Origin of the sequence: Stutzerimonas kirkiae (assembly GCF_004327335.1) — a bacterium.
GTDB lineage: Bacteria > Pseudomonadota > Gammaproteobacteria > Pseudomonadales > Pseudomonadaceae > Stutzerimonas > Stutzerimonas kirkiae.
On record NZ_QJUO01000012.1, the window covers coordinates 48,933 to 72,030 of the forward strand.

Consider the following 23,098-nt stretch of genomic DNA (forward strand, 5'->3'; position numbering starts at 1 on the left):
GTAAGGACGAATGCCCGGATTCTCCCAATCGGAGGCGGTTAAAGCAAACACCGGGCTGGTGTGGGGCTGGCGGCCCGGGGGGGGCAGGGCCGCCAGCGGTTGCTACCTGACCATGTGCAGGTAATGCATGTGCTTCTCGTACTGGTCGAGGATATCGCCGATCACATCGTCGCGGTTCCAGCCCATGATGTCGTAATCCTGGCCGCCTTCCTTGAGATGGACCTCGGCGCGAAAATACTTGCGGTCCTCGCGTGGGTCGTCTTCGTCGCTCTGGGCGACGAAGGCCGGCATGGCATAGGCACGCGGGCGTACCTCGTAGATGAAGTCCGGCTCGCCTTCGTGGGTGATGTCCAACTGCGTACGGCCATCATCGCCCACCGTCACCTGCACGGCGTAGCCCTGCTTGCGCATTTCCTCGGCCACCGCTTCGCAGGCCGGGCGTACCGCTTCGCTGATATAGCGCACTACATGGCTGCGGCGCGGGAACATCATCAGGCTGCGGATGCGCCGCTGCCAGCCGCCATGCGTGGCGGCGCGCGGGGTGCCCGGCGAGGTGTTCAGCGACTGGTAGCGCAGCCCCTGTTTGGTCGAGTCGAGGCGCAGTGCCTTGAGCAGCCCCCACATCGAACACAGCAGTACCAGGGTGAAGGGCAGTGCGCTGGCGATGGTGGCGGTCTGCAGCGCGGTCAGGCCGTCGGCCAGCAGCAGGGCGATGGCTACCGCGCCCATCGAGCCGGCCCAGAATATACGTTGCCAGAGCGGAGTGCCTTCCTGCCCACCGGAGGCGAGCATGTCCACCACCATGGCGCCGGAGTCGGCGGAGGTGACGAAGAACACCACCACCATGATGATCGCCACCAGCGAGATCACCGAGGCGAAGGGGAAGTGCTCGAGGAAGGCGAACAGCGCCAGTGAGCTGTCGCGCTCGATGGCTTCGCCGAGGCTGTCGACGTGTTCCCAGAGAATCATGTGGATGGCGGTATCGCCGAAGATGGTCATCCACAGCAGGGTGAAGCCGGCCGGGACCAGCAATACACCGGTGATGAACTCGCGGATGGTGCGCCCGCGCGAGATGCGCGCGATGAACAGGCCGACGAAGGGCGACCAGGCCAGCCACCAGCCCCAGTAGAACAGGGTCCAGCCGCCGATCCAGTCGTTGGGCTGGTAGGCGTAGAGGTTGAAGGTCTTGCTGACGATGTCCGACAGGTAGCCGCCGGTGTTCTCGACGAAGGTCTGCAGGATGAACACCGTCGGCCCGAGCACCAGGATCAGCAGCATCAGCAGGACGGCCAGCGACAGGTTCAGCTCCGACAGGCGCCGGATGCCCTTGTCCAGTCCGGATATCACCGAAAGGGTGGCCAGGCCCATGGTGAAGACGATCAGCCCGACCTGTACCGCCGCCGATACCGGTACGCCGTACAGGTGGTTGAGGCCGGTGTTGATCTGGGTGACGCCCAGCCCCAGGGAGGTGGCGACACCGAGCACGGTGCCGATGATGGCGAAGATATCCACCGCATGCCCGATGGGGCCGTGGATGCGTTCTCCGATCAGTGGATACAATGCCGAGCGCAGGGTCAGCGGCAGACCATGGCGAAAGCTGAAGTAGGCGAGGATCAGCGCTACGATGGCGTAGATCGCCCAGGCATGCAGGCCCCAGTGGAAGAAAGTGATGCGCATCGCCTCGCGCGCGTCGGCCACCGTTCCGCCTGTGCCTACGGGTGGCGAGAGGAAGTGCATGACCGGTTCGGCGACGCCGAAGAACATCAGGCCAATGCCCATGCCGGCGGAAAACAGCATGGCGAACCAGGTCAGGTTGCTGTAGTCGGGGGCGCTGTGGTCGGGGCCGAGCTTGATGTCGCCGAGCCGGCTGACGGCGAGAAATACCGTGGTGATGAGGATCAGCGCGACCCCGAGGATATAGAACCAACTGACGTTGGTAATGATCCAGGTCTGCATTTCACTGAACAGGGCCTGGGTTTTGAGCGGGAAGGCCACGCTGTAGCCCACCAGTGCCAGGATAAGGATGGCCGAGCCATAGAAGACTGGCGGGTTGATGCTGGGTGACGAAGACTTTTGTGCCTCCATGCTGCTCTCCTTGTTCGATTCCGGGGGGCCGCCTGTGGCGAAGCCGGGAAATCTATCATAGCTTTCGTGTGTTGACAGTCATTGCTTTGATACGTTTGCTCTATCGAGCGCTGCTGGCTGTTAGTCGGCAACTGTATGTACCGCCTGGTATGGACAGCGGTTAGGCTGCTTTTACGTCCTGATGAGGTGCTTCCCATGCTGCTCGATATCTACCAGGTGGACGCTTTCGCTTCGCGTCTCTTCGAAGGCAACCCGGCTGCCGTATGCCCGCTCGGGGCGTGGCTGGACGATGCCCTGCTGCAGGCCATCGCCGCGGAGAACAATCTGTCGGAAACGGCATTCTTCGTCGGCGACGGCGATCATTACCAGTTGCGCTGGTTCACCCCCGAGGTGGAAGTGGATCTGTGCGGGCACGCGACCCTGGCCACTGCCTGGGTGCTGTTCAAGGAGTTGGGTGTCGATGCTGAGGTACTGTATTTCGCCACCCGCAGTGGCGAGTTGCGGGTACGCCGCGATGGCGAACTGCTGGCACTGGATTTTCCGGCCAAGTCGCCAAGCCCCTGCGTACCCCCTGCCAATCTGCTGCCGGCGCTGGGCCTGGAGCAGGCCGAGGTATTGCTGACCGATGATTATGTCGTGGTGGTCGACGACGAGGCACGGGTCGCCGCGTTGCAGCCTGACTTCAGTGCACTCAGGGGGCTGCCGGCACGTGGCGTGGTGGTCACGGCCAGGGGCAGTCGCTTCGATTTCGTTTCGCGCTGGTTCGGCCCGGATACCGGTATCTTCGAAGATCCGGTGACCGGCTCGGCGCATACCTCGCTGACGCCGCTGTGGGTCGAGCGGTTGGGACGCAACCCGCTGCGCGCCGAACAGGGTGGCGCACGCAAGGGGCAGTTGCACTGCGAACTGCGGGGGGACCGGGTGATCATCAGTGGGCGGGCGGTGCTGTACCTCAAGGGCAGCATCCACTTGCCGGATTGATCTGCGGTAGGGGCGGCCCGTTCTTGCAGGCAGCGCTTCGCGGCCAAGGCCGCTCCTGCGCTTTGGCGACCGCTGTTTCGAGGACCGTGGCGGGGCGCCCGTCAGCGGTTGGGCGCCTGTGCCGGTCGGTATTGCAGGGCCTCGGCCAGGTGGTGGCGGGCGATGTTATCGGTCTGCTCCAGATCGGCCAGGGTTCGCGCTACCTTGAGCAGACGGTGTGCGGCGCGTAGCGACAGGCCGAGGCGTTCGCAGGCATGTTCCAGCCAGTGCTGGTCGTCGCTGTCGAGGGCACAGTGCTGGCGCAGCCCCGGCAGGTCGAGAAAGGCATTGGCACAACCCTGGCGTTGCTGTTGGCGCTGGTGCGCCTGGGCGACCCAGGCGGCTATCGTGGCGCTGCTTTCGCCAGCCGCCGGGAAACTGTGCAACGAGGTGGTTTCTCGTATCACGTTGAGGTGCAGGTCGATACGATCGAGCAACGGCCCGGACAGTTTGCCGCGATAGCGCTGAACCTGGTCCGGGGTGCAGCGACAGCGCCCGGATGGGTCGCCCAGGTAACCACATGGGCAGGGGTTCATGGCCGCCACCAACTGGAAGCGGGCCGGGAAGCGTACCTTGTCGCGAGCCCTGGCAACCACGATGGTTCCCGACTCCAGGGGTTCGCGCAGTACTTCGAGTACCCGCCGTTCGAATTCCGGCAACTCGTCGAGGAACAGGACACCCCGGTGCGCCAGTGTGATCTCTCCCGGTTGCGGGCGGCTGCCACCGCCTACCAGGGCTGGAGCGGAGGCGCTGTGATGAGGTTGGCGAAAGGGACGCTGGGGCCAGTGCTCGAGTGGCGCCAGGCTGGATACCGAATGGATGGTCGCCACTTCCAGGGCTTCCTGTTCCTGGAGAGGCGGCAGCAGGCCGGGCAGGCGGCTGGCCAGCAGTGTCTTGCCGGTTCCCGGCGGGCCTGTGAAAAGCAGATTATGGCAACCTGCCGCCGCGATCAGCAGGCCGCGCTTGGCTGCGGCCTGCCCTTGTACCTCGGCGAGGTCGGGGTAGGGGCGCGGCTGGCGCAGCAGTCCCTGGGGCTGGTAGGCCGGTAGCGGTGTACGGCCATTGAAGTGGGCGGCCACTTCCAGCAGATGCCTGGCCGCGTAGACCGCCAGCCCCGAGGCCAGGCTGGCTTCTTCGGCATTTTCCCAGGGCACCAGCAGGGCCCTGCCTGCCTCGCGCGCCGCCAGTGCTGCCGGCAGGGCACCGCGTACCGGACGCAGGGCGCCGGAAAGGGCCAGTTCACCGAGCACTTCGAATCCGGCCAGCGGCTCTGTGGGCAACTGGGCACTGGCGGCGAGCACGCCCAGCGCTATGGCCAGGTCGAAACGACCGCCTTCCTTGGGCAGGTCGGCTGGTGCCAGGTTCAGCGTGATGCGCCGGGGCGGGAAATCGAAACCCGAACTCAGGATGGCGCTGCGTACGCGATCCTTGCTTTCCCGTACGGCGGTTTCCGGCATGCCGACCAGTGCCAGAGAGGGCAGGCCGTTGGCCAGATGCGCCTCCACCGTCACCGGGGGCGCCTCGACGCCGACCTGGGCCCTGCTGTGTACGATGGCGAGGGACATGCGATCGCTCCCTGATCGGTATGCCTGCGCGTTTAGAACCTGTTCACGATCTGCTGCGCGTCGGCCCTGCTACGTTGGAAACAGGCTCTGCAAGCCGCTTGCGGCTAACGCACTCCCGTGCGGCCCGAAGGGGCGAGCGAAGCGAGTCATGCTCATTTACCACTTGTAAACTCCGCTCGATTCGCGGCGCCGCCCTGCGGGGCAGCTTTCGGCTGTTACTCCCGTTGGTCGTCTTTGCGCCTTGCCGGATCTGGCTTGCGAGATCGTGAACAGGTCCTTATCCGTCATTCGTCGGCGGGCGGAGTCAGTCGTGCTTCCAGTTCGGCGACTCTGGCTTCGAGGGCCTCAAGGCGGGCGCGTGTCCGGGCCAGTACCAGCATCTGGCTGTCGAATTCATCGCGGCTGACGACATCCATCTTGCTTAGTGCGCCTTGCACCAGCGCTTTCAATTGAGCTTCGAATTCCGCCCCTGGCAGGCGGGTTTCGCCGTTGAACAGTCGTGAGGCCTGGGCGCCGATGGCGTCGAGTACGGCTTTGGGTGCGAGCATGTCGGAGTACCTGTTTCTATGCGGAGCGCAGTGTATCACGCGGCTTGGCGCCACTTGTGGTGCGCCTCCGGCGAATGCTTGGCAATGTGACGGCGTTCACGAAATCCCGCTTTTGCGAGGCCGTCCATAACGGTGCACGGATTTGGAGCGCATCATCCTGGTGCGATGATCTATTTTGGTGCGTTTTGGCGGTTTTGTGCCCATGAGCTTGCCCCGCAGCCCTTGTTACAGGCTGCAATACAGAACTGGCACTGTTTCTGCTTAGTCCTGTCTGTCGCTTGCATGCATTTCGAATAAGGACGTTTCGCCTCGGTATTTGGTAGACGTTCTGTCAAACGACCAAAGCCAGAGCGTTACAAGAGGCTGACACTGCGCTTAGACTTGAACCGGGTTCGTACTTCTGGGGCAAGTCCACCTAAACGGGAGAAGTTTTCATGAAACTAGTCACTGCCATCATCAAGCCGTTCAAGCTGGACGACGTGCGCGAATCGCTGTCGGAAATCGGCGTACAGGGCATCACTGTCACTGAAGTGAAGGGCTTTGGGCGTCAAAAGGGACACACCGAGCTGTATCGCGGTGCCGAGTATGTCGTCGATTTCCTGCCGAAGGTGAAGATCGATGTGGCCATCGCCGACGACCAGCTCGACCGCGTGATCGAGGCCATCACCAAGGCTGCCAATACCGGCAAGATCGGCGATGGCAAGATCTTCGTGGTCAATCTGGAACAGGCCATTCGTATCCGTACCGGTGAAACCGATACCGACGCGATCTAAGTAGTACCTCCGAACCCCACGCCCCAGGAGTAAAACCATGACTCTGCGTAAATTCGCAGGGCTAGGAGCCCTTCTGTCCCTGATAAGTCCAGGCCTGGCCATGGCGCAGGAGACAGCCCTCGATTCAGGCGACACTGCATGGATGCTCACAGCCACCGCGTTGGTGCTGTTCATGACCGTCCCCGGTCTGGCGCTGTTCTACGGCGGCATGGTCCGCTCGAAGAACATCCTGTCTGTGATGATGCAGTGTTTCGCCATCACCGGCCTGATGAGCATCCTGTGGATGGTCTATGGCTACAGCCTGGCATTCGATACCACCGGCATGGAAGCGGGAGTGACCAACTTCAACTCCTTCGTCGGTGGCCTGGATCGCGCCTTCCTCAGCGGCCTGACGCTGGACAGCCTGGTCGGCGCCTTCCCTGAAAGCGTATTCATCACCTTCCAGATGACCTTTGCCATCATCACCCCGGCGTTGATCGTCGGTGCCTTCGCAGAGCGCATGAAGTTCTCCGCGATGCTGGTGTTCATGGGCGTCTGGTTCACCCTGGTGTATGCGCCCATCGCGCACATGGTCTGGGGTGGTGACGGTGGCCTGATGTGGGACTGGGGTGTGCTGGATTTCGCTGGCGGCACCGTGGTGCACATCAATGCTGGCGTCGCTGGCCTGGTGGCCTGTCTGGTGCTGGGCAAGCGCAAGGGCTATCCGACCACGCCGATGGCACCGCACAACCTGGGGCTGACCCTGGTCGGTGCGGCGATGCTGTGGGTTGGCTGGTTCGGCTTCAACGCCGGTTCCGCCGCTGCCGCCGATGGTGGTGCGGGCATGGCCATGCTGGTCACGCAGATCGCCACTGCCGCCGCGGCCCTGGGCTGGATGTTCGCCGAGTGGATCACCCATGGTAAACCCAGTGCCCTGGGCATCGCCTCCGGCGTGGTGGCCGGCCTGGTCGCCATCACCCCGGCAGCCGGCACAGTCGGTCCGATGGGGGCGCTGGTGATCGGTGCGGTTTCCGGTGTGGTCTGCTTCATCTGCGCCACTTCGCTCAAGCGCAAGCTCGGTTATGACGATTCCCTGGATGCCTTCGGCGTACACGGTATCGGCGGCATCATCGGCGCGATCCTTACCGGGGTGTTCGCGGCTCCGGTACTGGGTGGCTTCGGCGATGTGGAGAACATCAGCCTGCAGGTCTGGATTCAGTTCAAGGGCGTACTCTTCACCGTGGTCTATACCGGCATCCTGACCTTCGTGATCCTCAAGGTGATCGATGTGGTGATGGGCCTGCGTGTCAGCGAGGAAGAGGAGGCCGTCGGCCTGGACCTCTCCCTGCACAACGAGCGTGGCTACAACCTCTAAACCAGTCGCAGCCGTGTAACGGCGTCCGGAGCCAACCCGGGCGCCACGGGCGGATCGCCTCCCGGAACATGGCGCAAACGAGGGAACAACTATGGAAAACACAGCATTGATACCGGTCCAGTACGGACTGGATACCTTCTACTTCGTCATCTGCGGTGCGCTGGTGATGTGGATGGCGGCAGGTTTCGCCATGCTCGAAGCCGGTCTGGTTCGCAGCAAGAACACCATCGAGATCCTCACCAAGAACATCACCCTGTTCGCCGTGGCGTCGGTGATGTACCTGCTGGTCGGCTACTTCATCATGTACTCCAGCCCCGCTGGCGGCATTCTGCCGAGCCTGGGCTTCCTGATCGGTGACGAGCACGCGGTGGACGTGGTCGCCGCCGGTGGCGAGGATGCGCCTTACTACTCGGCCCGCGCGGACTTCTTCTTCCAGATCGTCTTCGCCGCGACCTGCATGTCGATCGTTTCCGGGGCGGTGGCCGAGCGCATGAAGCTCTGGTCCTTCCTGGCCTTCGCCGTGGTGATGACCGGTTTCATCTACCCGGTACAGGGCTTCTGGAAATGGGGCGGCGGCTTCCTCGATGAAGCTGGCTTCCTGGACTTCGCCGGCTCGGGCGTGGTGCACCTGGCGGGTGCCACTGCGGCACTGGCGGGTGTCCTGTTGCTCGGCGCACGCAAGGGCAAATATGGCCCCAACGGCCAGGTCAACGCCATTCCCGGCGCCAACCTGCCGCTGGTGACCCTGGGCACCTTCATCCTGTGGATGGGCTGGTTCGGCTTCAATGGCGGCTCGCAACTGCGCATGACCACCATCGAGGATGCCAACGCGGTCGCCCAGGTCTTCACTAACACCAACATGGCCGCAGCCGGTGGCGTGATCGCCGCGCTGATCGTTTCCCGCCTGCTGTTCGGCAAGTCCGACCTGACCATGATCCTCAACGGTGCGCTGGCCGGCCTGGTGGCGATCACCGCCGAGCCGCTGACCCCGAGTGCCTTGCAGGCGACCCTGATCGGCGCGGTCGGTGGCGTACTGGTGGTGTTCAGCATCCTCGGCCTGGACAAGCTGCGCATCGACGATCCGGTCGGCGCCATCTCGGTACACGGCGTGGTCGGTATCTGGGGTGTGCTGGCAGTTGCCCTGACCAACCCGGATGCGAGCTTCGGTGCCCAACTGCTGGGTGTCGTCTGCATCTTCGCCTGGGTGTTCATCGCCAGTCTGATCGCCTGGGGTGTGATCAAGGTGGTGATGGGGGTGCGTGTCACCGAGGAAGAGGAATACGAGGGCGTCGACCTTGCCGAATGCGGCATGGAAGCCTATCCGGAATTCACCAACAAGCGGTGATTTCCAGCGGTATGACAAGGGCGCCTTTCGGCGCCCTTTGTTTTTTCTGAAGCCGCGTTAGAATGCGCGCCATTGGATAGTCGATCGGCCTTTCGCATCGACCCTGTATCGAGCCCTGCGCCTATGTGGCAACAGTCTCTGATCGTCCTGCGGGCGCGCCCGCGGGGGTTTCATCTGATCACCGATGAGCTGTACGAGGCATTACCGGAACTGCGTCGCTACCGGATCGGGCTGCTGCACCTGTGGTTGCGTCATACGTCGGCTTCGCTGACCGTCAACGAAGGGGCCGATGCCGCCGTGCGGAGGGACTTCGAGCGTTTCTTCGAGGCGCTGGCACCGCGCGGTGCGGAGGGTTATGAACACGACTACGAAGGTCCGGATGACCTCCCGGCGCATTTCAAGTCGAGCCTGCTGGGTTGCCAGTTGAGCATCCCCTTATGTGACGGGCGCCTGGCACTGGGGACCTGGCAGGGTGTCTATCTGGGCGAGCATCGTGACCGGGGTGGGGCGCGGCAGTTGCTGGCAACGTTGCAGGGCACGGTCGACTGAGATTTTGGGTGGACACGGAAAGGGCCGTGACACCGGGTTGTAACTTGCTGCTTTGGAAAGCATGAGGTTGAACATGAGCGACGAAGAACTAGAACAAGACGATCTGGAACTGGGCGACGAGGCCGAGGATGAAGCCGAAGAAGCGCTGAGGGCCGCGGATGACAGTGAAGACATCGCCGATGATGACGATGAAGGCACTGACAGCGAGCGTGTGAGCGCCTCGCCGAAAAAGGCCAAGGCCAAGGCGAGCGAGCCCGAGGAACTGCCGAGCCTGGAAGCCAAGCAGCGCGAGCGCGATGCCCTGGCGCGGGCCATGGAAGAATTCCTGGCGCGTGGTGGGCAGGTCCAGGAAGTGGAGGCCAACGTGGTCGCCGACCCGCCGAAGAAACCCGAAGGGAAGTACGGCAGCCGCCCGATCTGATCCCTTGCCTGGCTGCGTCGGGCCGCTTCCACGCGGAAGCGGCCCTGCCGGCCAGGGCTTGCCCGTGAACAGGCCGTGTCGACGACGGAATCCTCGCGGCCAGAGCCCCACCCCACTGCTTGCGTCTTCCGGGTATACCCGGCGCTGGAGCTGCTCAGGCCTCGAGCTTGTGTAGCGTGCCTGGCAGTTCCGCCAGGGCCGCGACCCGCGCATCCGGCCCACCCTGCAGCGGCCAGCCCTGGCCGGATGGATTGAACCAGACGGCGCGCATGCCGACGTCCTGCGCACCGGCGATGTCGTTGGCCGGGTCATCACCGATATGCACGGCCGCCTGGGCCTCGACGCCGGCGCGGCGCAGCGCTTCGCGGAAAGGCCGGGGATCGGGCTTGCCAACCCCCAGCTCTTCGGCGCAGAGGGTGAAGCTGAAGTAATCGCCCAGCCCCAGGCGATGGATATCGGCGTTGCCATTGGTGATGACGGCCAGGCGATAACGGCTGGCGAGAGTTTCCAGGGTTGGCAAGGTATCGCTGAACAGCTCGATACGGTGGCGGGCTTCCAGCATGGCCTGGAAGGCGCCCTCGGCCAGGAGCATGGCCTGACTGTCCTCATAGCCGTCTTCGCGCAGCACCCTCTGCAAGGTCTGGCGGCGCAGGCTGCTGAGGCGATGGCGCAACAGAGGCTGTTCGTCGAGCACTTGCTGGCGCACCTGGCGAAAGTGCTCGATGGATATGCCCTCGCTGGCCGGGGCATGCCGGCGCAGCCAGTCGCGCATGGCCTGCTCGGCATTGGCGATGACCGGGCGATTGTCCCATAGCGTGTCGTCGAGATCGAAGGTGAGCAGTTGGATCTTCATTCTTCCTGGTCCCGGTTTTTTGCACAGCGTCTGGCCCTGGGGTGTGCCTGGTCGTAGACCTTGGACAAGTGCTGGAAATCCAGGTGGGTATAGATCTGCGTGGTGCCGATGTCCGCATGCCCGAGCAGTTCCTGCACGGCGCGCAGGTCCTGGGAGGACTCCAGCATATGGCTGGCGAAGCTGTGGCGCAGCATATGCGGGTGCAGGTGCTGGCCCAGTTCCTGTGCGCCGGCCCTGCCCACGCGCAACTGCACGGCCCGTTCGCCGAGGCGGGTGCCCTTGCGGCTGATGAACAGCGCATCGTCCCGCGGATTCGCCAGGCTGCGTTGTGCCATCCAGGCGCGCAGGGCCTCGCGTGCCTTGCGCCCGACCGGTACGACGCGCACCTTGCCGCCCTTGCCATTGACGCGTACCAGCCCTTCGGACAGGTCCAGTTGCGGCAGGTCCAGGCCGACCAGCTCCGACAGGCGCAGCCCGGATGAATAGAACAGCTCCAGCATGGCCTGGTCGCGCAGGGCGATAAAGTCATCCTCGACCGCGCCATCCAGCAATTGCATGGCACGGTCGGTGTCGAGCACCTTGGGCAGGCGCTTCTCGCGCCTGGGTGGGGTAATGCCGACGGTCGGGTCGTGCCGGCACGTGCCCTCGGCATTGAGATGGCGGTAAAGGCCGCGCAGCGAAGACAGCAGGCGCGCCAGGCTGCGGCTGGATTGCCCCTGGCGATGTTGTTCGGCGATCAGTTGCCGCACATGGCTGGCCTGCAGCGCCGACCAGTCCTGCAGTTCCCGGGCCGCGCAGAAGGCGCCTACCTTGCGCAGGTCGCGCCGATAGGCATCCAGTGTATGCGGTGATACCTGGCGTACGCTGCGCAGTTGCCGCAGATAGGCTTGGACCTCGGTTTCGAGCGTCATGCGCAGGCTCCGCAAGGGCGCCATGCCTGCGCCTCAGCGCACCGAGCGCAGGGGCGTGGCGTGGCGTGGCAGGGTACGGCTGAGGACTTCGGCGATATAGCTCAGGAACAGCGTACCCATCGAACTCTTGTAATGCTGGGGGTCGGGACTACCGATCGCCAGGATTCCCTGTTGCTGGGCCAGGCAGACCATCGCCGCCGAGCCGATGTCGCTGCTGTCTTCCTCGCCGAACAGGAAGCTCAGTTCATGGGGGCGCAGCACGCCACAGAGCGTCTTCTCGTTGCCCAGCAGCCCACCGATGGCCTGTTGCGCATCGGTACCGCTGACGCTGCGTCCGACCGGCAGGGTGGTGTCGCTGAACAGGATCAGGCTGACATAGGGCACCTGGAATTCATGCCGCAGGCTGTCTTCGACGGCGCCGATCAGTTCTTCCAGGCCGTCGGCGTCGAGCATATCCAGCACCAGGCGGCGGGTCTTCTCGAACAGCCGGTCATTGTCGCGGGCGACATCCATCAGGTGTGCCAGGCGATTGCGCATTTCGATATTGCGCTCACGCAGCAGCTTGACCTGACGCTCGACCAGCGATACCGCACTGCCGGGCAGATGGGGAATCCTCAGTTCGGGAATCAGTTCGTCATGGTCGACGAAGAACTCCGGATGGGCACGCAGATAGGCAACGACGGCTTCGGCGCTGATGTTCTCGGGGGTGTCCCGGTTTTCGCTCATAGGCGGATCTGTCCTTCATAAACGCGAACGGCGGGGCCGGTCATGATAACGGGCTTGCCGACGCCCGCCCATTCGATGGACAGACGGCCACCCGGCAGTTCGATCTGCACCGGCGAGCTCATCCAGCCCTGGCGGATGGCCGCGACGGCGGCGGCGCAGGCGCCGGTGCCGCAGGCCTGGGTCTCGCCGGTGCCGCGCTCCCAGACGCGCAGCCGTGCGTTGTGCGGGTCTAGCACCTGCAGGAAGCCGACATTCACCCGTTGCGGAAAGCGCGGATGCTGTTCCAGTCTCGGGCCCAGTTCATGCACCGGCGCGCCGTCGATATCATCGACCCGCAGTACCGCGTGGGGATTGCCCATCGACAGTGCCGCCAGCTCGAGCGTGCGCCCCTCTACCTCGACCGGGTAGCTGAGGGCCTCATCGTCGGCCTGGAAGGGGACCTGTGCCGGCTGCAGGCGCGGGGCGCCCATGTCGACGCTGATCTGGCCATCGGAGCGGATACTCAACTCGATGATGCCGCTCTGGGTTTCGACACGAATGGTGCGTTTGCTGGTCAAGCGCTTGTCCAGCACGAAGCGCGCGAAGCAGCGCGCGCCGTTGCCACACTGTTCGACCTCCGAGCCGTCGGCGTTGAAGATCCGGTAGCGGAAGTCCACGTCGGGGCTGCGTGGCGGCTCGACGAGCAGCAATTGGTCGAAGCCGATGCCGGTGTGCCGGTCGGCCCACTGGCAAACGTGCTTGGCCTGGATATGCGCGTGCTGGCTGACCAGGTCGATGACCATGAAGTCGTTGCCGATGCCGTGCATCTTGGTAAAGCGCAAAAGCATGATCTGGACCTCAGGCTGGCAGCAGGCTTTCGCCGGCGTACAGCTCCTGCAGGGTTTCACGGCGACGCACTTCGAACGTCTGTTCACCGTCCACCAGCACTTCTGCGGCGCGGCCACGGGTGTTGTAGTTGGAGCTCATGACGAAGCCATAGGCGCCTGCCGAGCGCACGGCCAGCAGGTCGCCTTCGGCCAGCGCCAGTTCGCGCTCCTTGGCGAGGAAATCGCCAGTCTCGCAGATCGGGCCGACAATATCGTAGCGACGTGCTTGCGCATCGCGCGGCTGCACGGGCAGCACATCCATCCAGGCCTGGTAGAGGGCGGGGCGGATCAGGTCGTTCATCGCCGCGTCGACGATGGCGAAATCCTTGTGCTCGGTGTGCTTGAGGTATTCCACACGAGTCAGCAGGACGCCGGCATTGGCGACGATGGAACGGCCAGGCTCGAACACCAGCTTGAGGTCACGGCCGGCGATGCGCTGGCGCACGGCTGCGATGTAGTCGGCCGCCAGCGGTGGCTGCTCTTCCCGGTAGCGCACGCCAAGACCGCCACCCAGGTCCAGGTGCTGGATATGAATGCCCTTGCCGGCCAGTTCGTCGACCAGCAGCAGCAGGCGATCCAGGGCATCGAGGAAGGGTGGCAGGCTGGTCAGTTGCGAACCGATATGGCAGTCGACGCCGATGATACGCAGGTTCGGCAGTTCGGCGGCGCGGCTGTAGACGGCGGCGGCGGCGGCGATGGCGATACCGAACTTGTTTTCCTTGAGCCCGGTGGAAATGTAGGGGTGGGTGCCGGCGTCCACATCCGGGTTGACCCGTAGCGAGATCGACGCGGTCTTGCCTTGTTCCGCGGCCACGGTCTGCAGGCGCTCCAGTTCGTCGGTGGATTCGACGTTGAAGCAATGCACGCCGACTTCCAGGGCGCGGCGCATGTCTTCCCGGCTCTTGCCGACGCCGGAGAAGACGATACGTTCCGCGGCGCCACCGGCGGCCAGTACCCGCTCCAGCTCGCCACGGGAAACGATGTCGAAACCGGCACCCAGGCGGGCCAGCAGGTTCAGCACGCCCAGATTGGAGTTGGCCTTGACGGCGAAGCAGACCAGATGCGGGATGCCGGCCAGTGCATCGGCATAGGCGTGGTATTGCGCCTCTATGTGGGCGCGGGAGTAGACGTAGGTCGGCGTGCCGAAGCGTTGCGCCAACTCGGACAGTGCCACACCTTCCGCGAAGAGCTGGCCGTCGCGGTATGAAAAGGCTTCCATGAAAGGCCTCTCTTTTATAGTTCGATAAGCTCGAGTCAGAGTTCGAAGCGGTCTTTGGAGCGCTCTTTGACGGCTTTCTCGTCATCGGGCAGGTACAGAGGGCCTTTCTGGCCACAGGCGCTCAGTATGGAAGCCATTACGGCAAGTGCGACGAAGGGAAGCAGGAAACGCTTCATGGACAGGTAATCCTTGGTGAATCGAGTAGCGGCAGTATACCCAGCGTCCGGTGGCTTGCCTATGAAGCAGCGCCAGGGCGATCGTGCGATGCACGGCAAACAGACGAAAAGAGCGCTGGAAAGCTGGCTGGGCGAGAGAGCGGGGCAGCCGGTGTTTCTTGTCCAGCTTTCCAGCCTCCAGCACTTTTATCGAAGCCCCTTGCCGCTGGCTTGCTTATTCAGTCGGCTGTGATAGTGTCTTTCCCAGGTCACAAAACCCCGCTTTCCGGCGGGGTTTTGTTTTTTTCATCCCGGATAATCACCTGGAGACAAGCCGAACCTATGAGTAGCACACCAGCGATCATCATCACCGAAGTCGACCTGCAACGCCTCGAGCGGCTGCTCGATAGCCTGGACGAGTACGGTCCGGCGGCCGAGGCGCTCGAGCAGGAGTTGTCCCGGGCCCAGGTCGTGCAGCGCAGCGAGATGCCCGCAGGTGTCGTGACCATGAATTCCCGTGTGCATTGCCGCGACGAGGGCTCTGGCAAGGATTATCACCTGACCCTGGTCTACCCACAGCAGGCCGGCAAGGACGGTACCGTCTCGGTGCTGGCGCCCGTGGGCACGGCCCTGCTGGGCCTGAGCGTAGGCCAGCATATCGACTGGCCCACGCCCGCCGGCAAGGTGATCAGGCTGGCACTGCTGGCCGTCGAGTACCAGCCGGAGGCGGCTGGCGATCCCGAACGCTGAGCCGCTTCCCCGCAGGCGTGGGCTTGCCTGCGAATAGCGCGGCATCCGCCAAGAAAGCTTCGCGGGCAAGCTCGCTCCATGGGTTACAGGGTGTCCAGGAAGCTGCGCAGCGCGCGCAGTTCCTCGCTATCGAGCCCCAGCACGTGCAGGCGCTCCGATGTCTTCGGGAACAGCGGGTCGTTCTCCATGCCGGGCGCCGGTTTCGGCCTGGGCATACCGACGTTGTAGAAGTTGAGCACTCCGTTCAGATCGGGGAACAGGCCGTTGTGTATCCAGGGGCCGGTACGGCCGACCAGTCGCAGCGAGGGGGTGCGGAAGCGCCCGACATCCTCGACTTTCCCGGTGATTTCATGACGCCCCAGGTCCTGGTACTTGCGACCGTAGTAGGTCATGCCGGCGTTATGGAACTGGTCGTCGCTCATGGCCGGCCCGAAATGGCAGTTCATACAGCGGGCGCGCGTGCGGAACAGGTGCAGGCCGTGCAACTGCTGGTCGCTGAGCGCGTCGCGGCGACCATTGAGGAAGCGCTCGAAACGGGTGTTGCGGGCCACCCTGACCAGGGTGCGCTGATAGGTGGCCAGCGCGGCGGCAATCTGCCCGCCATCCAGCGGCCCGCTGCCGAAGGCTGCGGCGAACAGCCCGGGGTAGTGCTCGCTGGCGCGCAGGCGACGCACCAGTTGTTCGATGCTGAAGGCCATTTCCAGTGGATCGACCACGGGCATCAGGGCCTGGCTTTCCAGTGTGCCGCCACGCCCATCCCAGAACAGATGCTCGCTGAAACCGCTCATGACCACGCTGGGTGCGTTGCGGCGCCCGGCTGCGCGGTCGTGGCCGAAGGACACCCGGCGGCCATCGGCGAAGGCCAGGTCCGGTTCATGGCAGGAGGCGCAGGCGATCTGCCCGGAGCGTGACAGGCGCGGGTCGAAGAACAGCTTCTCGCCGAGGCTGGCCTTGGCTTCGCTGAAGGGGTTTTGCGCGGGTGCGGGCGCGCGCTCGGGCAGCGGCCCGAGTTCTGTCCATTGCACATCGGCATCGACGTGCGGTGCCGGCCAGCGTTCCGGAGGCTTTCCATAGGCCTCGCGCAGGCAGGCATGACCCGCGGCATCCGGTGGGCTGGTGAGCCGTTGCAGGCAGTCCGCATGGGCCAGCCAGGGAACTGCCAGCAGTAATGTGAGTATCAGGCTTTTCATGGTTTTCTAGTGGCGTGTCAACGATCGAGTGTCACGCTGGATGCGGCGGTTTGCGGGTGCGCCGCACGCACCAGGGCGATCGGCGTCAACCGTTCAACTGCGCACGGCGCACCCTGTCGTGATGACGCCGTGGCAGTGGGCTGGCGATGGATCAGAAGCGGTAGCCGACCTCCAGCCAGAATTGGCGACCAATCTCATAGGTAGGAATGCCGGTGACGTTCACACTGGTGCTGTCGGCGACGATAGTCTTGTCCAGTACGTTGAATACGTCGGCATTGACGAAAAGCGCCTGATTGCGTGCTGTGGGCAGTTCCCAGCTCAGGCGCAGGTCCCAAGTGAAGGCATTGCTGTAGTCACGTTCTTCCCAGACAGCGACTTCCTGCCCTTGATAATCGGCCCTGCGCCCGGTGCTGCCGACTTTGCTGTAGGCGGCACGGTAGCGGAAGAAGTTGCTCCAACTGAGGTTCCACTGAGGTATTTCTGTCATGGTGGTAAGGCGGGCGGTCCAAGGCCTGTTGTAATTGTCAGCCGGACGTTCCGAATAGTGGATGAACTTGCCGTCATACTGGATGATCGGGTCGCTCCAGTAGTCGTCGCCATCCTCGAAGTAGGTTGGTGACGACTTTTTGCTGTCGATCCAGTCGAGCGCCACTTGGCCATTGGTTCGTGTTCCGAGCCATGTGAAATCCTGTAGCGGAGTCACGGTCAGGGTGACGATATCGGTCTCGCTCTTGCCGTCGTTGGTCCAGGTGGTGTAGCTGTTGGCCAGCGTCGGATCGATGGATGGCTCTCCAATGGTAGTGCCGCGAACCTGGATTACTTGGTCGCGTCCCTTGCGATTGACATACTTGAGGCCGAAGTCGAAATCTGCCCAGCGATGGTTGATACCGAAGGTCAGTTCGTCGTCATAAGCGATATCCAGCTTGTTGAACTTGACCTGGTTGGTAGCCAGGTTGCCCATGGTCCATTCGCTGTTCAGGGTTGTTCGAGTCTCGGCATTGTGGCGTAAGCGGTTGCGACCTTCCTTCAAGCGCCAACTGGCGATATTGCGCCCGTAGTAACGGTTGGCGCCAGCCTGTAAGCGGGTGTTGTCATTGCCGAACAGGTCGTAGGCGATGGCCAGGCGTGGTGCCAGGGTGGTTTTGTCCATGTAGCTATCGTCGTCCAGACGTATCCCAGGGCGTACGGTCAGGCGATTTATTTCGATTGAGTCTTCCAGATAGAGCGCATAGCTGGTGGTGCTGAACTCGAACTTGCCAGTGGCGTAGCGGGTCCGGGTGCTTAGGAACTGGCCGTCCCAGCCATCGTATCTGGCGTTCGAGTGATGGGTCGTGCCCAGAGCGCAGGTCAGGTTGTCGGTGATGCCCTGGCTGTTGGTGCAGGTCGAGGTTGCCCTTGGGGAAACATAGGTGCTGGATTCGCTCAGCCGCTCATAGATGACATGTTGGTCGGCCAGCTCCAGGCCGGCCCTGAACTTGTGGATGGCGCCGAACAACTCGGTGGGATTCCACTGTGTATCGAGCCGGTACTGATAGCCGGACTGCTTCTGCTCTATGTCGCCGAATTCGCCTTCCAGGGTATTGTTGCCAACTCCCCATGGCTTTGAGTCGGACTTGTACCATGACATGTAGTCGTCCGACTCCGCATCACGGGAGAGCTCATATTCGCTCCATCCCAGGGTCTGCTCGATCCGACCCCAGTCAGCCTGCCAGTTGGCCTTGAAATTGATCTGGGCACCGCCCCGCTCGATGTCTACCCCGGCACCTCGGATACCTGCACGAAAATAGCTGTTCTCTTCCGGAGCGTAGGTGACGCTGCCTTCCAGGTTCAGGCGTTCGTTGGCTTTCCACACGCCTTTAAGGAAATAGTTGTCGATGCGCCGTCTCTGATCGGCGGTTTCGCTTCCCATCTCGGCGACGTTGTGGGCCTGGTAGAACATGTTGGTAATGTCCGAGCGCTTCGAAGTGAAGTCGGCCAGGATGCCGAAGTCTTCGGTCAGGTGTCCTTCCAGGGTTGTACGCACGGTGAGTTTCTTGAAGTTTGGCTGTTCGTCGTAGGAACTGGAGTTTTCGAAGCTTTCCTCCTGGCTGTCGTCTATGTGGTACTTGGTCCAAGAGGATCGGGTCATCTGGGACGAAACCTTTCCCCTGAAATCCTGACTGGGTTTTCGCGTGGTGGCTTCGATTACACCGCCATTAAAGCGCCCGTAGGCGGCCGAGACATTGCTATCCAGGACCTTTATTTCGTCAAGCAGATCGGTATCCAACGCCATGCCCTGGCTGGTACCGGGAACGCTGTCCAGACGGAAGGGGGTATCTTCCTGGGCAGGGTCGATGTCGTTGTTCATATTCATGCCATCGACTATGAAGGCGTTCTGGTAGAACTTGGCGCCGTTGATGCTGATTTCAGCCGGGCTTATTTCTCCTGGTGTCTTACTGCTCTGTTGCTTGTTATCGAACTGCACGTTCGGATGGATCTTGAGCAGGCTGGTGATATCGCCATTACCGGCCGGCAGGCTTTCGATGAGGTTGCGGCCAATGACGGTTTCGCCCAAGAGCGAGCGGTGGTCGGAAATCTGAATGTTATCCAGTGCCAGTGGGGCGCCATTGGCTTCTTTCAGTGTCAGTAGCCCGCTTTCATCCTCCAGCCAATACAACCCGCTTCCCGACAGCAGGTGTTGCAGGGCCTCGCTGCCGCTGTACTCGCCGTGCAGTGGTAATACTGACTTGTCGCGTAGCAATCGACTGTCCACGCTGACCTGTATCCCAGCCTGCTGGCCGAAATGGATCAACGCGTCGGCCAAGGGCTGGGCGTCGATATCGAAGGCATGGACCTGTTGCAGTGAAGAGCCGAAAGCGGATCCCGTCAATAGCAGGGTGAAGGCGGTAGCGTTGAATAGCGCCCGGGCGCCTTGTCGATGAGCACGGAAATGCTTGGGTAGTTTCGGCACGAACGATTCCCCTTGTTTTCGATGGCAGATGCAAACGAATATCGCTTGCGCCGGACAAAGACGGAGATCGTTGGAAAATTTTCAGAAAATATTCGCACCATGTTCGGCGCAGGAGCATTCCCGTCCTGGCGATCGCGCGATGCCGTTATTCACTGGCAAGGTGCTTCGATAAAAGCGCTGGAGGCTTAAGGCTGGACGAAAAACACACCGGCGGCCAGGCTCTTTCGCCCAGCCTTGAGCCTTCCAGCGCTGTTTTCGGCTGTTTGCCGTGCATGGCGCTGCCTTGGTTAGTTCCCCTCGATGACCAGCACGTACGGCGACCAGCTTTCCACTTTGCCGCCATGGGGGGTGACCAGTGCCTGCAGGGCCGTCAGGGGATCGCTCAGGTCATAGAGCCCGGTCACGCGGCGGCTGGCCAACTCCGGGGCGCGCAAGACGATCCAGCCTGGATAGTGCTGGCGAAACTGCTCCAGCAGTTCTCCGATGCTCTGGTCCTTGGCGATCAACTGGTCGTTGCGCCAGGCGGCGATCTGGCTGGCAGGCAATGCATCGACCTGGGTCAGGCCGCTCTGGCGGTCGAGCCGCCAGCGTTGCCCCTTGCCCAGTTCCGAACGGCCGGCCTGGCTGTCCACGCGCACCGAGCCGTGTGCCACGGCAACCTCCAGGTAGTGCGCTCCCAGGCCGACGGAAAAGCCTGTACCGGTTACCGTCACCTGTTGCCCGGCGGCCTGCACGGTGAAGCTGCGCGGGTCCTTCTTCACTTCGAAGAAGGCATCGCCCCGCAGCAGTTCGAGGTGCCGTTGCCGTTCGTCGAAGTACAGCTCGACGGCCGCGCCACCTCTCAGCCATAGCTGGCTGCCATCTTCCAGCGCCATGTGCCGGGCTGGGCCGGGAGGCGCTTGAAAGTCCGCCTGTGGGCGCAGCAGGAAGATGATGCCGGCCAGCAGCAGGCAAGCGGCCAGTGCCAGCATCCGGCCATGGCGGTTCCTGCGCGGCAGTGCCGCTGTCGCTGCCGGCGGCGCGGGCCAATGGGTGGCGGTCGTCGCCGGCAGTGCGCCGCTCAACGCCCAGACCCGCTGTGCCTTGCGCCAGGCACGGGCGTGCTCCGGCGCGGCCTGCTGCCATGCCTCGCATTCCGCGTGCAGGCGTTCGTCCGCCGGGTCGGCTTGCAGGCGCAGCAGCCAGTCGAGTGCGCTGTCGGTCAGAGGATCGTTCATCGGCATGCCTGTAGGCGCAGGGTCGATAAGGGCATCTTGGTCACAGGGCGGCAATGGTACATCACTCGGGCTCGTCATCCAGACAGGCCGAGCAATGCGCGAGGGCGCTGTGTACCAGTTGATGCGCCAGGCCGACGGAAATCTCCAGGTGGGCCGCGATCTGCTGCAGGGTATGCCCGCCCAGGCGGTGCATCTCGAAGGCGATGCGGGTGCGCATTGGCAACTGCTCCAGCGCTTCGGCGATCAGGCGTAATTCGTCCTGCTGGCAGACTTGCTGTTCCGGGGATGGGGTGCTGGCGACCAGGTTGACGATGGCGGCCTGCGGGTCGTCGGTTCCCGGCGCCTTGCTGGTCTGGCGCAACTGATCCAGCGCCAGGTTGCGGACGATACGGTACAGGTAGGCCTGGGGCTGGTTCAGGGGCTCATGGCTGGCGTGGCTGAAGCGCAGCCAGGCTTCCTGCACGACTTCTTCGGCCTGGGCACGGCAACCGGTGATGGGCGTGGCGTAGTCCACCAGGGCGGTACGGTGCGTCAGATAGAGCTGGAGTTTCTGGGCGTTTTCGTCCACGGAAGGCGTCTGGCTGGGGAGTCCGGCGGCGGGCGATGCTAGCTCAAATGTAGAATCATTATCAATTCTCGTTTTGCCGCCTTGCCGAGCGGATCAACGCTTGAAATGGCATACAGGACTCGCGCAAAGTGCATGCCTGCAAAATGCCTTGCCATTCATCCGAGATTCCTCCATGCCCACCGATCTCAGTGCCGAACAAATCCAGAAAGTCCTGCAGGGCATCAGCGTACCGCCGCAGCCGCAGATCATGGTCGATCTGCAGATGGAGCAGGTCATGCCCAGCCCGGACCTGAGGAACATCGCCCGGCTGATCAGCCAGGACCCGGGGCTGTCCGGTGCGTTGTTGAAGATCGTCAATTCGCCCTATTTCGGCCTTGCCAACAAGGTTGGCTCGATTCAGCGGGCGGTCAATCTGCTGGGTAGCGACTCGGTGATCAATATGATCAATGCCCTGTCGATCCGTGGCGAGATGAGCGATGACACTATCGTCACCCTGAGTCGCTTCTGGGACACCGCGCAGGATGTCGCGATGACCTGCCTGACCCTGGCCAAGCGCATCGGCTGCGAGGGGGTGGATGAGGCCTATACCCTGGGGCTGTTCCACAATTGCGGCATCCCGCTGATGCTCAAGCGCTTTCCGAACTACATGGAGGTGCTGGAAGAGTCCTATGCCAGCGCGCAGGATGGGTCGCGCATCGTCGATACCGAGAACCGGCTGCTCAATACCAACCATGCCGTGGTCGGGTATTTCACCGCCAAGTCGTGGAACCTGCCGCGGCACCTGTGCGAGGCCATCGCCAACCACCACAACGCGCTGTCGATCTTCCAGGACGACAGTGCGCGTGATGCCCAGCTCAAGAACCTGCTGGCGATCCTGAAAATGGCCGAGCACATCTGCAAGTGCCACCGTGTGCTGGGCAACCAGGCCGAGGACCATGAGTGGCTGGCCATCGAATCCCTGGTACTGGATTACGTCGGGCTGACCGAGTACGACTTCCAACTGTTGCGTGAGAATATCCGAGAACTGGGGGTGGCCTGAGCGGCGCCAGGCATAGGCGGCAGCACATTGGCGGCGTGTATCGGGGATGGTGGAGCGCAAAAAAAAGACCCGGCAAGAGCCGGGTCAAAACCGTGATTAGCCTGATGAGGAGATAACCTGAAAGACCGATGCCCGGCTTCCAGCCTATCTGGCCGATCTCGCGATCAGCTGTCTCGAATAATAACGATTATCATTGCCCAGTCAAGTCATTTGATAAATGATTTTGATTTTTATCTTCTCGCGCCCGGGATGGATATCGAAAGTTCCGGGTTGTGGCTCCATACAGGCTTCGAGCGGCAAGCGCTCCGCCGCATGGCAAGGGGAAGCGCCGGACAGTGCAAAAGGTTGCATCGTCGCTGTGCCACGATGCCCCATGCACACAGCGCCGCCTCGAGGCTTTTTCCCGCTGCATGAGTTTGCCGCCTGGAGCTGTTGCGATCGGGCCTGACAGCCCCTAAGCTCGCCAGCCGTTCGACAGTCTTTTTCCGAGGAATACCATGAGTCTCAGCGAAGCCCGTTTTCATGATCTGGTCGATGCCGTACAGGAAGCGGTCGAGGACGTTTTCGACGACAGCGGGCTGGATGTCGATCTGGAGAATTCCGGCGGTGTGCTGACCGTGCGTTTCGACAATGGTAGCCAGCTTATCCTCAGTCGCCAGGCACCCTTGCTGCAGTTGTGGGTCGCCGCGCGATCGGGCGGTTTTCACTTCGATTACGACGAGTCGGAGCAGCTATGGCTCTGCGACACCAGCGGCGAGCGCCTTGGCGATCTGCTGAGCCGCGCCACGCTGGAACAGGGCGGGGAAGGCCTGGACTTCGAAGACCTCTGAAATCATTAGGGTGAGGAGCAACTGGAAGCTTGAATCCATGGGCTGGAAGCGCAATCTCTGGCTTGTCGGTGCGCCTGGCGCAGCCTACGACAGCGCCCATCTCATGGCTGCTTCTACCCATCGCGCCCTTGTCCGTTTTCCTACCGCCCCTTGTAAGGGATGCC

Annotated in this window: 22 protein-coding genes; 9 read left to right on the top strand and 13 right to left on the bottom strand. The window is 62.7% G+C overall.

What is annotated here, in order from left to right:
- Positions 1 to 102: 102 nt before the first annotated feature.
- On the bottom strand, positions 103 to 2,085 hold the full coding sequence (locus DNJ95_RS08685) for a BCCT family transporter (protein ID WP_131184327.1): 1,983 nt from the start codon (positions 2,083 to 2,085) through the stop codon (positions 103 to 105).
- A gap of 195 nt (positions 2,086 to 2,280) precedes the next feature.
- Here DNJ95_RS08685 and DNJ95_RS08690 point away from each other — a divergent pair, with 195 nt between their 5' ends.
- Positions 2,281 to 3,066 carry a PhzF family phenazine biosynthesis protein gene (locus DNJ95_RS08690; RefSeq protein WP_131184328.1) on the top strand — a complete coding sequence of 262 codons (786 nt, stop codon included), beginning with the start codon at positions 2,281 to 2,283 and terminating at the stop codon, positions 3,064 to 3,066.
- A 101-nt stretch (positions 3,067 to 3,167) separates the two neighbouring features.
- On the opposite strand, the gene DNJ95_RS08695 is transcribed toward DNJ95_RS08690, so the two are convergent.
- Together DNJ95_RS08695 and DNJ95_RS08700 are read right to left on the bottom strand one after the other, a co-directional pair.
- Positions 3,168 to 4,670, bottom strand: a complete 1,503-nt coding sequence (locus DNJ95_RS08695; RefSeq protein WP_131184329.1) for a YifB family Mg chelatase-like AAA ATPase — start codon at positions 4,668 to 4,670, stop codon at positions 3,168 to 3,170.
- Positions 4,671 to 4,954: 284 nt separating this feature from the next.
- Positions 4,955 to 5,218, bottom strand: a complete 264-nt coding sequence (locus DNJ95_RS08700; RefSeq protein WP_131184330.1) for an accessory factor UbiK family protein — start codon at positions 5,216 to 5,218, stop codon at positions 4,955 to 4,957.
- A gap of 434 nt (positions 5,219 to 5,652) precedes the next feature.
- Between DNJ95_RS08700 and glnK the strand changes: the two genes are divergently transcribed.
- The 5 genes from glnK (at position 5,653) to sutA (ending at position 9,660) form a co-directional block, all read left to right on the top strand.
- Positions 5,653 to 5,991, top strand: coding sequence for a P-II family nitrogen regulator (glnK, locus tag DNJ95_RS08705; protein WP_003096476.1), 339 nt, complete (start codon positions 5,653 to 5,655; stop codon positions 5,989 to 5,991).
- A gap of 37 nt (positions 5,992 to 6,028) precedes the next feature.
- On the top strand, positions 6,029 to 7,345 hold the full coding sequence (locus DNJ95_RS08710; protein WP_131184331.1) for an ammonium transporter: 1,317 nt from the start codon (positions 6,029 to 6,031) through the stop codon (positions 7,343 to 7,345).
- Between the two features lie 91 nt (positions 7,346 to 7,436).
- Positions 7,437 to 8,690, top strand: a complete 1,254-nt coding sequence (locus DNJ95_RS08715; protein WP_131184332.1) for an ammonium transporter — start codon at positions 7,437 to 7,439, stop codon at positions 8,688 to 8,690.
- Between the two features lie 123 nt (positions 8,691 to 8,813).
- Positions 8,814 to 9,239 carry a secondary thiamine-phosphate synthase enzyme YjbQ gene (locus tag DNJ95_RS08720; RefSeq protein WP_131184333.1) on the top strand — a complete coding sequence of 142 codons (426 nt, stop codon included), beginning with the start codon at positions 8,814 to 8,816 and terminating at the stop codon, positions 9,237 to 9,239.
- Positions 9,240 to 9,312: 73 nt separating this feature from the next.
- A complete protein-coding gene (sutA, locus tag DNJ95_RS08725; RefSeq protein ID WP_131184334.1) occupies positions 9,313 to 9,660 on the top strand; it encodes a transcriptional regulator SutA in 348 nt (115 codons plus the stop codon).
- 154 nt (positions 9,661 to 9,814) lie between these two features.
- Here the strand turns inward: sutA and DNJ95_RS08730 are convergent, their stop codons facing one another.
- Genes DNJ95_RS08730 through lptM form a run of 6 tightly spaced genes read right to left on the bottom strand, consistent with a single transcriptional unit; the run spans position 9,815 to position 14,411 of the window.
- A complete protein-coding gene (locus tag DNJ95_RS08730; protein ID WP_131184335.1) occupies positions 9,815 to 10,513 on the bottom strand; it encodes an HAD family hydrolase in 699 nt (232 codons plus the stop codon).
- Positions 10,510 to 11,424 carry a tyrosine recombinase XerC gene (xerC, locus tag DNJ95_RS08735; protein ID WP_131184336.1) on the bottom strand — a complete coding sequence of 305 codons (915 nt, stop codon included), beginning with the start codon at positions 11,422 to 11,424 and terminating at the stop codon, positions 10,510 to 10,512. The genes DNJ95_RS08730 and xerC overlap by 4 nt, the downstream gene beginning before the upstream one ends.
- A gap of 33 nt (positions 11,425 to 11,457) precedes the next feature.
- On the bottom strand, positions 11,458 to 12,150 hold the full coding sequence (locus DNJ95_RS08740; protein ID WP_131184337.1) for a DUF484 family protein: 693 nt from the start codon (positions 12,148 to 12,150) through the stop codon (positions 11,458 to 11,460).
- Positions 12,147 to 12,977 carry a diaminopimelate epimerase gene (gene dapF, locus DNJ95_RS08745; protein ID WP_131184338.1) on the bottom strand — a complete coding sequence of 277 codons (831 nt, stop codon included), beginning with the start codon at positions 12,975 to 12,977 and terminating at the stop codon, positions 12,147 to 12,149. The genes DNJ95_RS08740 and dapF overlap by 4 nt, the downstream gene beginning before the upstream one ends.
- A gap of 10 nt (positions 12,978 to 12,987) precedes the next feature.
- Positions 12,988 to 14,235 carry a diaminopimelate decarboxylase gene (gene lysA, locus DNJ95_RS08750; protein ID WP_131184339.1) on the bottom strand — a complete coding sequence of 416 codons (1,248 nt, stop codon included), beginning with the start codon at positions 14,233 to 14,235 and terminating at the stop codon, positions 12,988 to 12,990.
- Between the two features lie 35 nt (positions 14,236 to 14,270).
- Positions 14,271 to 14,411 (bottom strand): LPS translocon maturation chaperone LptM, encoded by a 141-nt coding sequence (gene lptM, locus DNJ95_RS08755; RefSeq protein WP_131184340.1) that lies wholly within the window; start codon positions 14,409 to 14,411, stop codon positions 14,271 to 14,273.
- A 321-nt stretch (positions 14,412 to 14,732) separates the two neighbouring features.
- Between lptM and rnk the strand changes: the two genes are divergently transcribed.
- Positions 14,733 to 15,140, top strand: a complete 408-nt coding sequence (rnk, locus tag DNJ95_RS08760; protein ID WP_131184341.1) for a nucleoside diphosphate kinase regulator — start codon at positions 14,733 to 14,735, stop codon at positions 15,138 to 15,140.
- A gap of 83 nt (positions 15,141 to 15,223) precedes the next feature.
- Here rnk and DNJ95_RS08765 read toward each other — a convergent pair whose 3' ends face one another.
- The 4 genes from DNJ95_RS08765 to DNJ95_RS08780 form a co-directional block, all read right to left on the bottom strand.
- Positions 15,224 to 16,330 (bottom strand): cytochrome-c peroxidase, encoded by a 1,107-nt coding sequence (locus DNJ95_RS08765; RefSeq protein ID WP_131184342.1) that lies wholly within the window; start codon positions 16,328 to 16,330, stop codon positions 15,224 to 15,226.
- Positions 16,331 to 16,481: 151 nt separating this feature from the next.
- Positions 16,482 to 19,280 carry a TonB-dependent receptor gene (locus tag DNJ95_RS08770; protein ID WP_181953384.1) on the bottom strand — a complete coding sequence of 933 codons (2,799 nt, stop codon included), beginning with the start codon at positions 19,278 to 19,280 and terminating at the stop codon, positions 16,482 to 16,484.
- Between the two features lie 287 nt (positions 19,281 to 19,567).
- Positions 19,568 to 20,497, bottom strand: a complete 930-nt coding sequence (locus DNJ95_RS08775) for a FecR family protein (protein WP_165491617.1) — start codon at positions 20,495 to 20,497, stop codon at positions 19,568 to 19,570.
- A gap of 61 nt (positions 20,498 to 20,558) precedes the next feature.
- A complete protein-coding gene (locus DNJ95_RS08780) occupies positions 20,559 to 21,065 on the bottom strand; it encodes a sigma-70 family RNA polymerase sigma factor (protein ID WP_131184344.1) in 507 nt (168 codons plus the stop codon).
- Between the two features lie 172 nt (positions 21,066 to 21,237).
- Here DNJ95_RS08780 and DNJ95_RS08785 point away from each other — a divergent pair, with 172 nt between their 5' ends.
- Together DNJ95_RS08785 and cyaY are read left to right on the top strand one after the other, a co-directional pair.
- The gene (locus tag DNJ95_RS08785) at positions 21,238 to 22,104 is read left to right on the top strand and encodes an HDOD domain-containing protein (protein WP_131184345.1); all 867 of its coding nucleotides are present in this window, start codon (positions 21,238 to 21,240) and stop codon (positions 22,102 to 22,104) included.
- Between the two features lie 497 nt (positions 22,105 to 22,601).
- Positions 22,602 to 22,934: an iron donor protein CyaY gene (cyaY, locus tag DNJ95_RS08790; protein WP_131184346.1), complete on the top strand. Its 333-nt coding sequence runs from the start codon at positions 22,602 to 22,604 to the stop codon at positions 22,932 to 22,934.
- Positions 22,935 to 23,098: the final 164 nt, after the last annotated feature.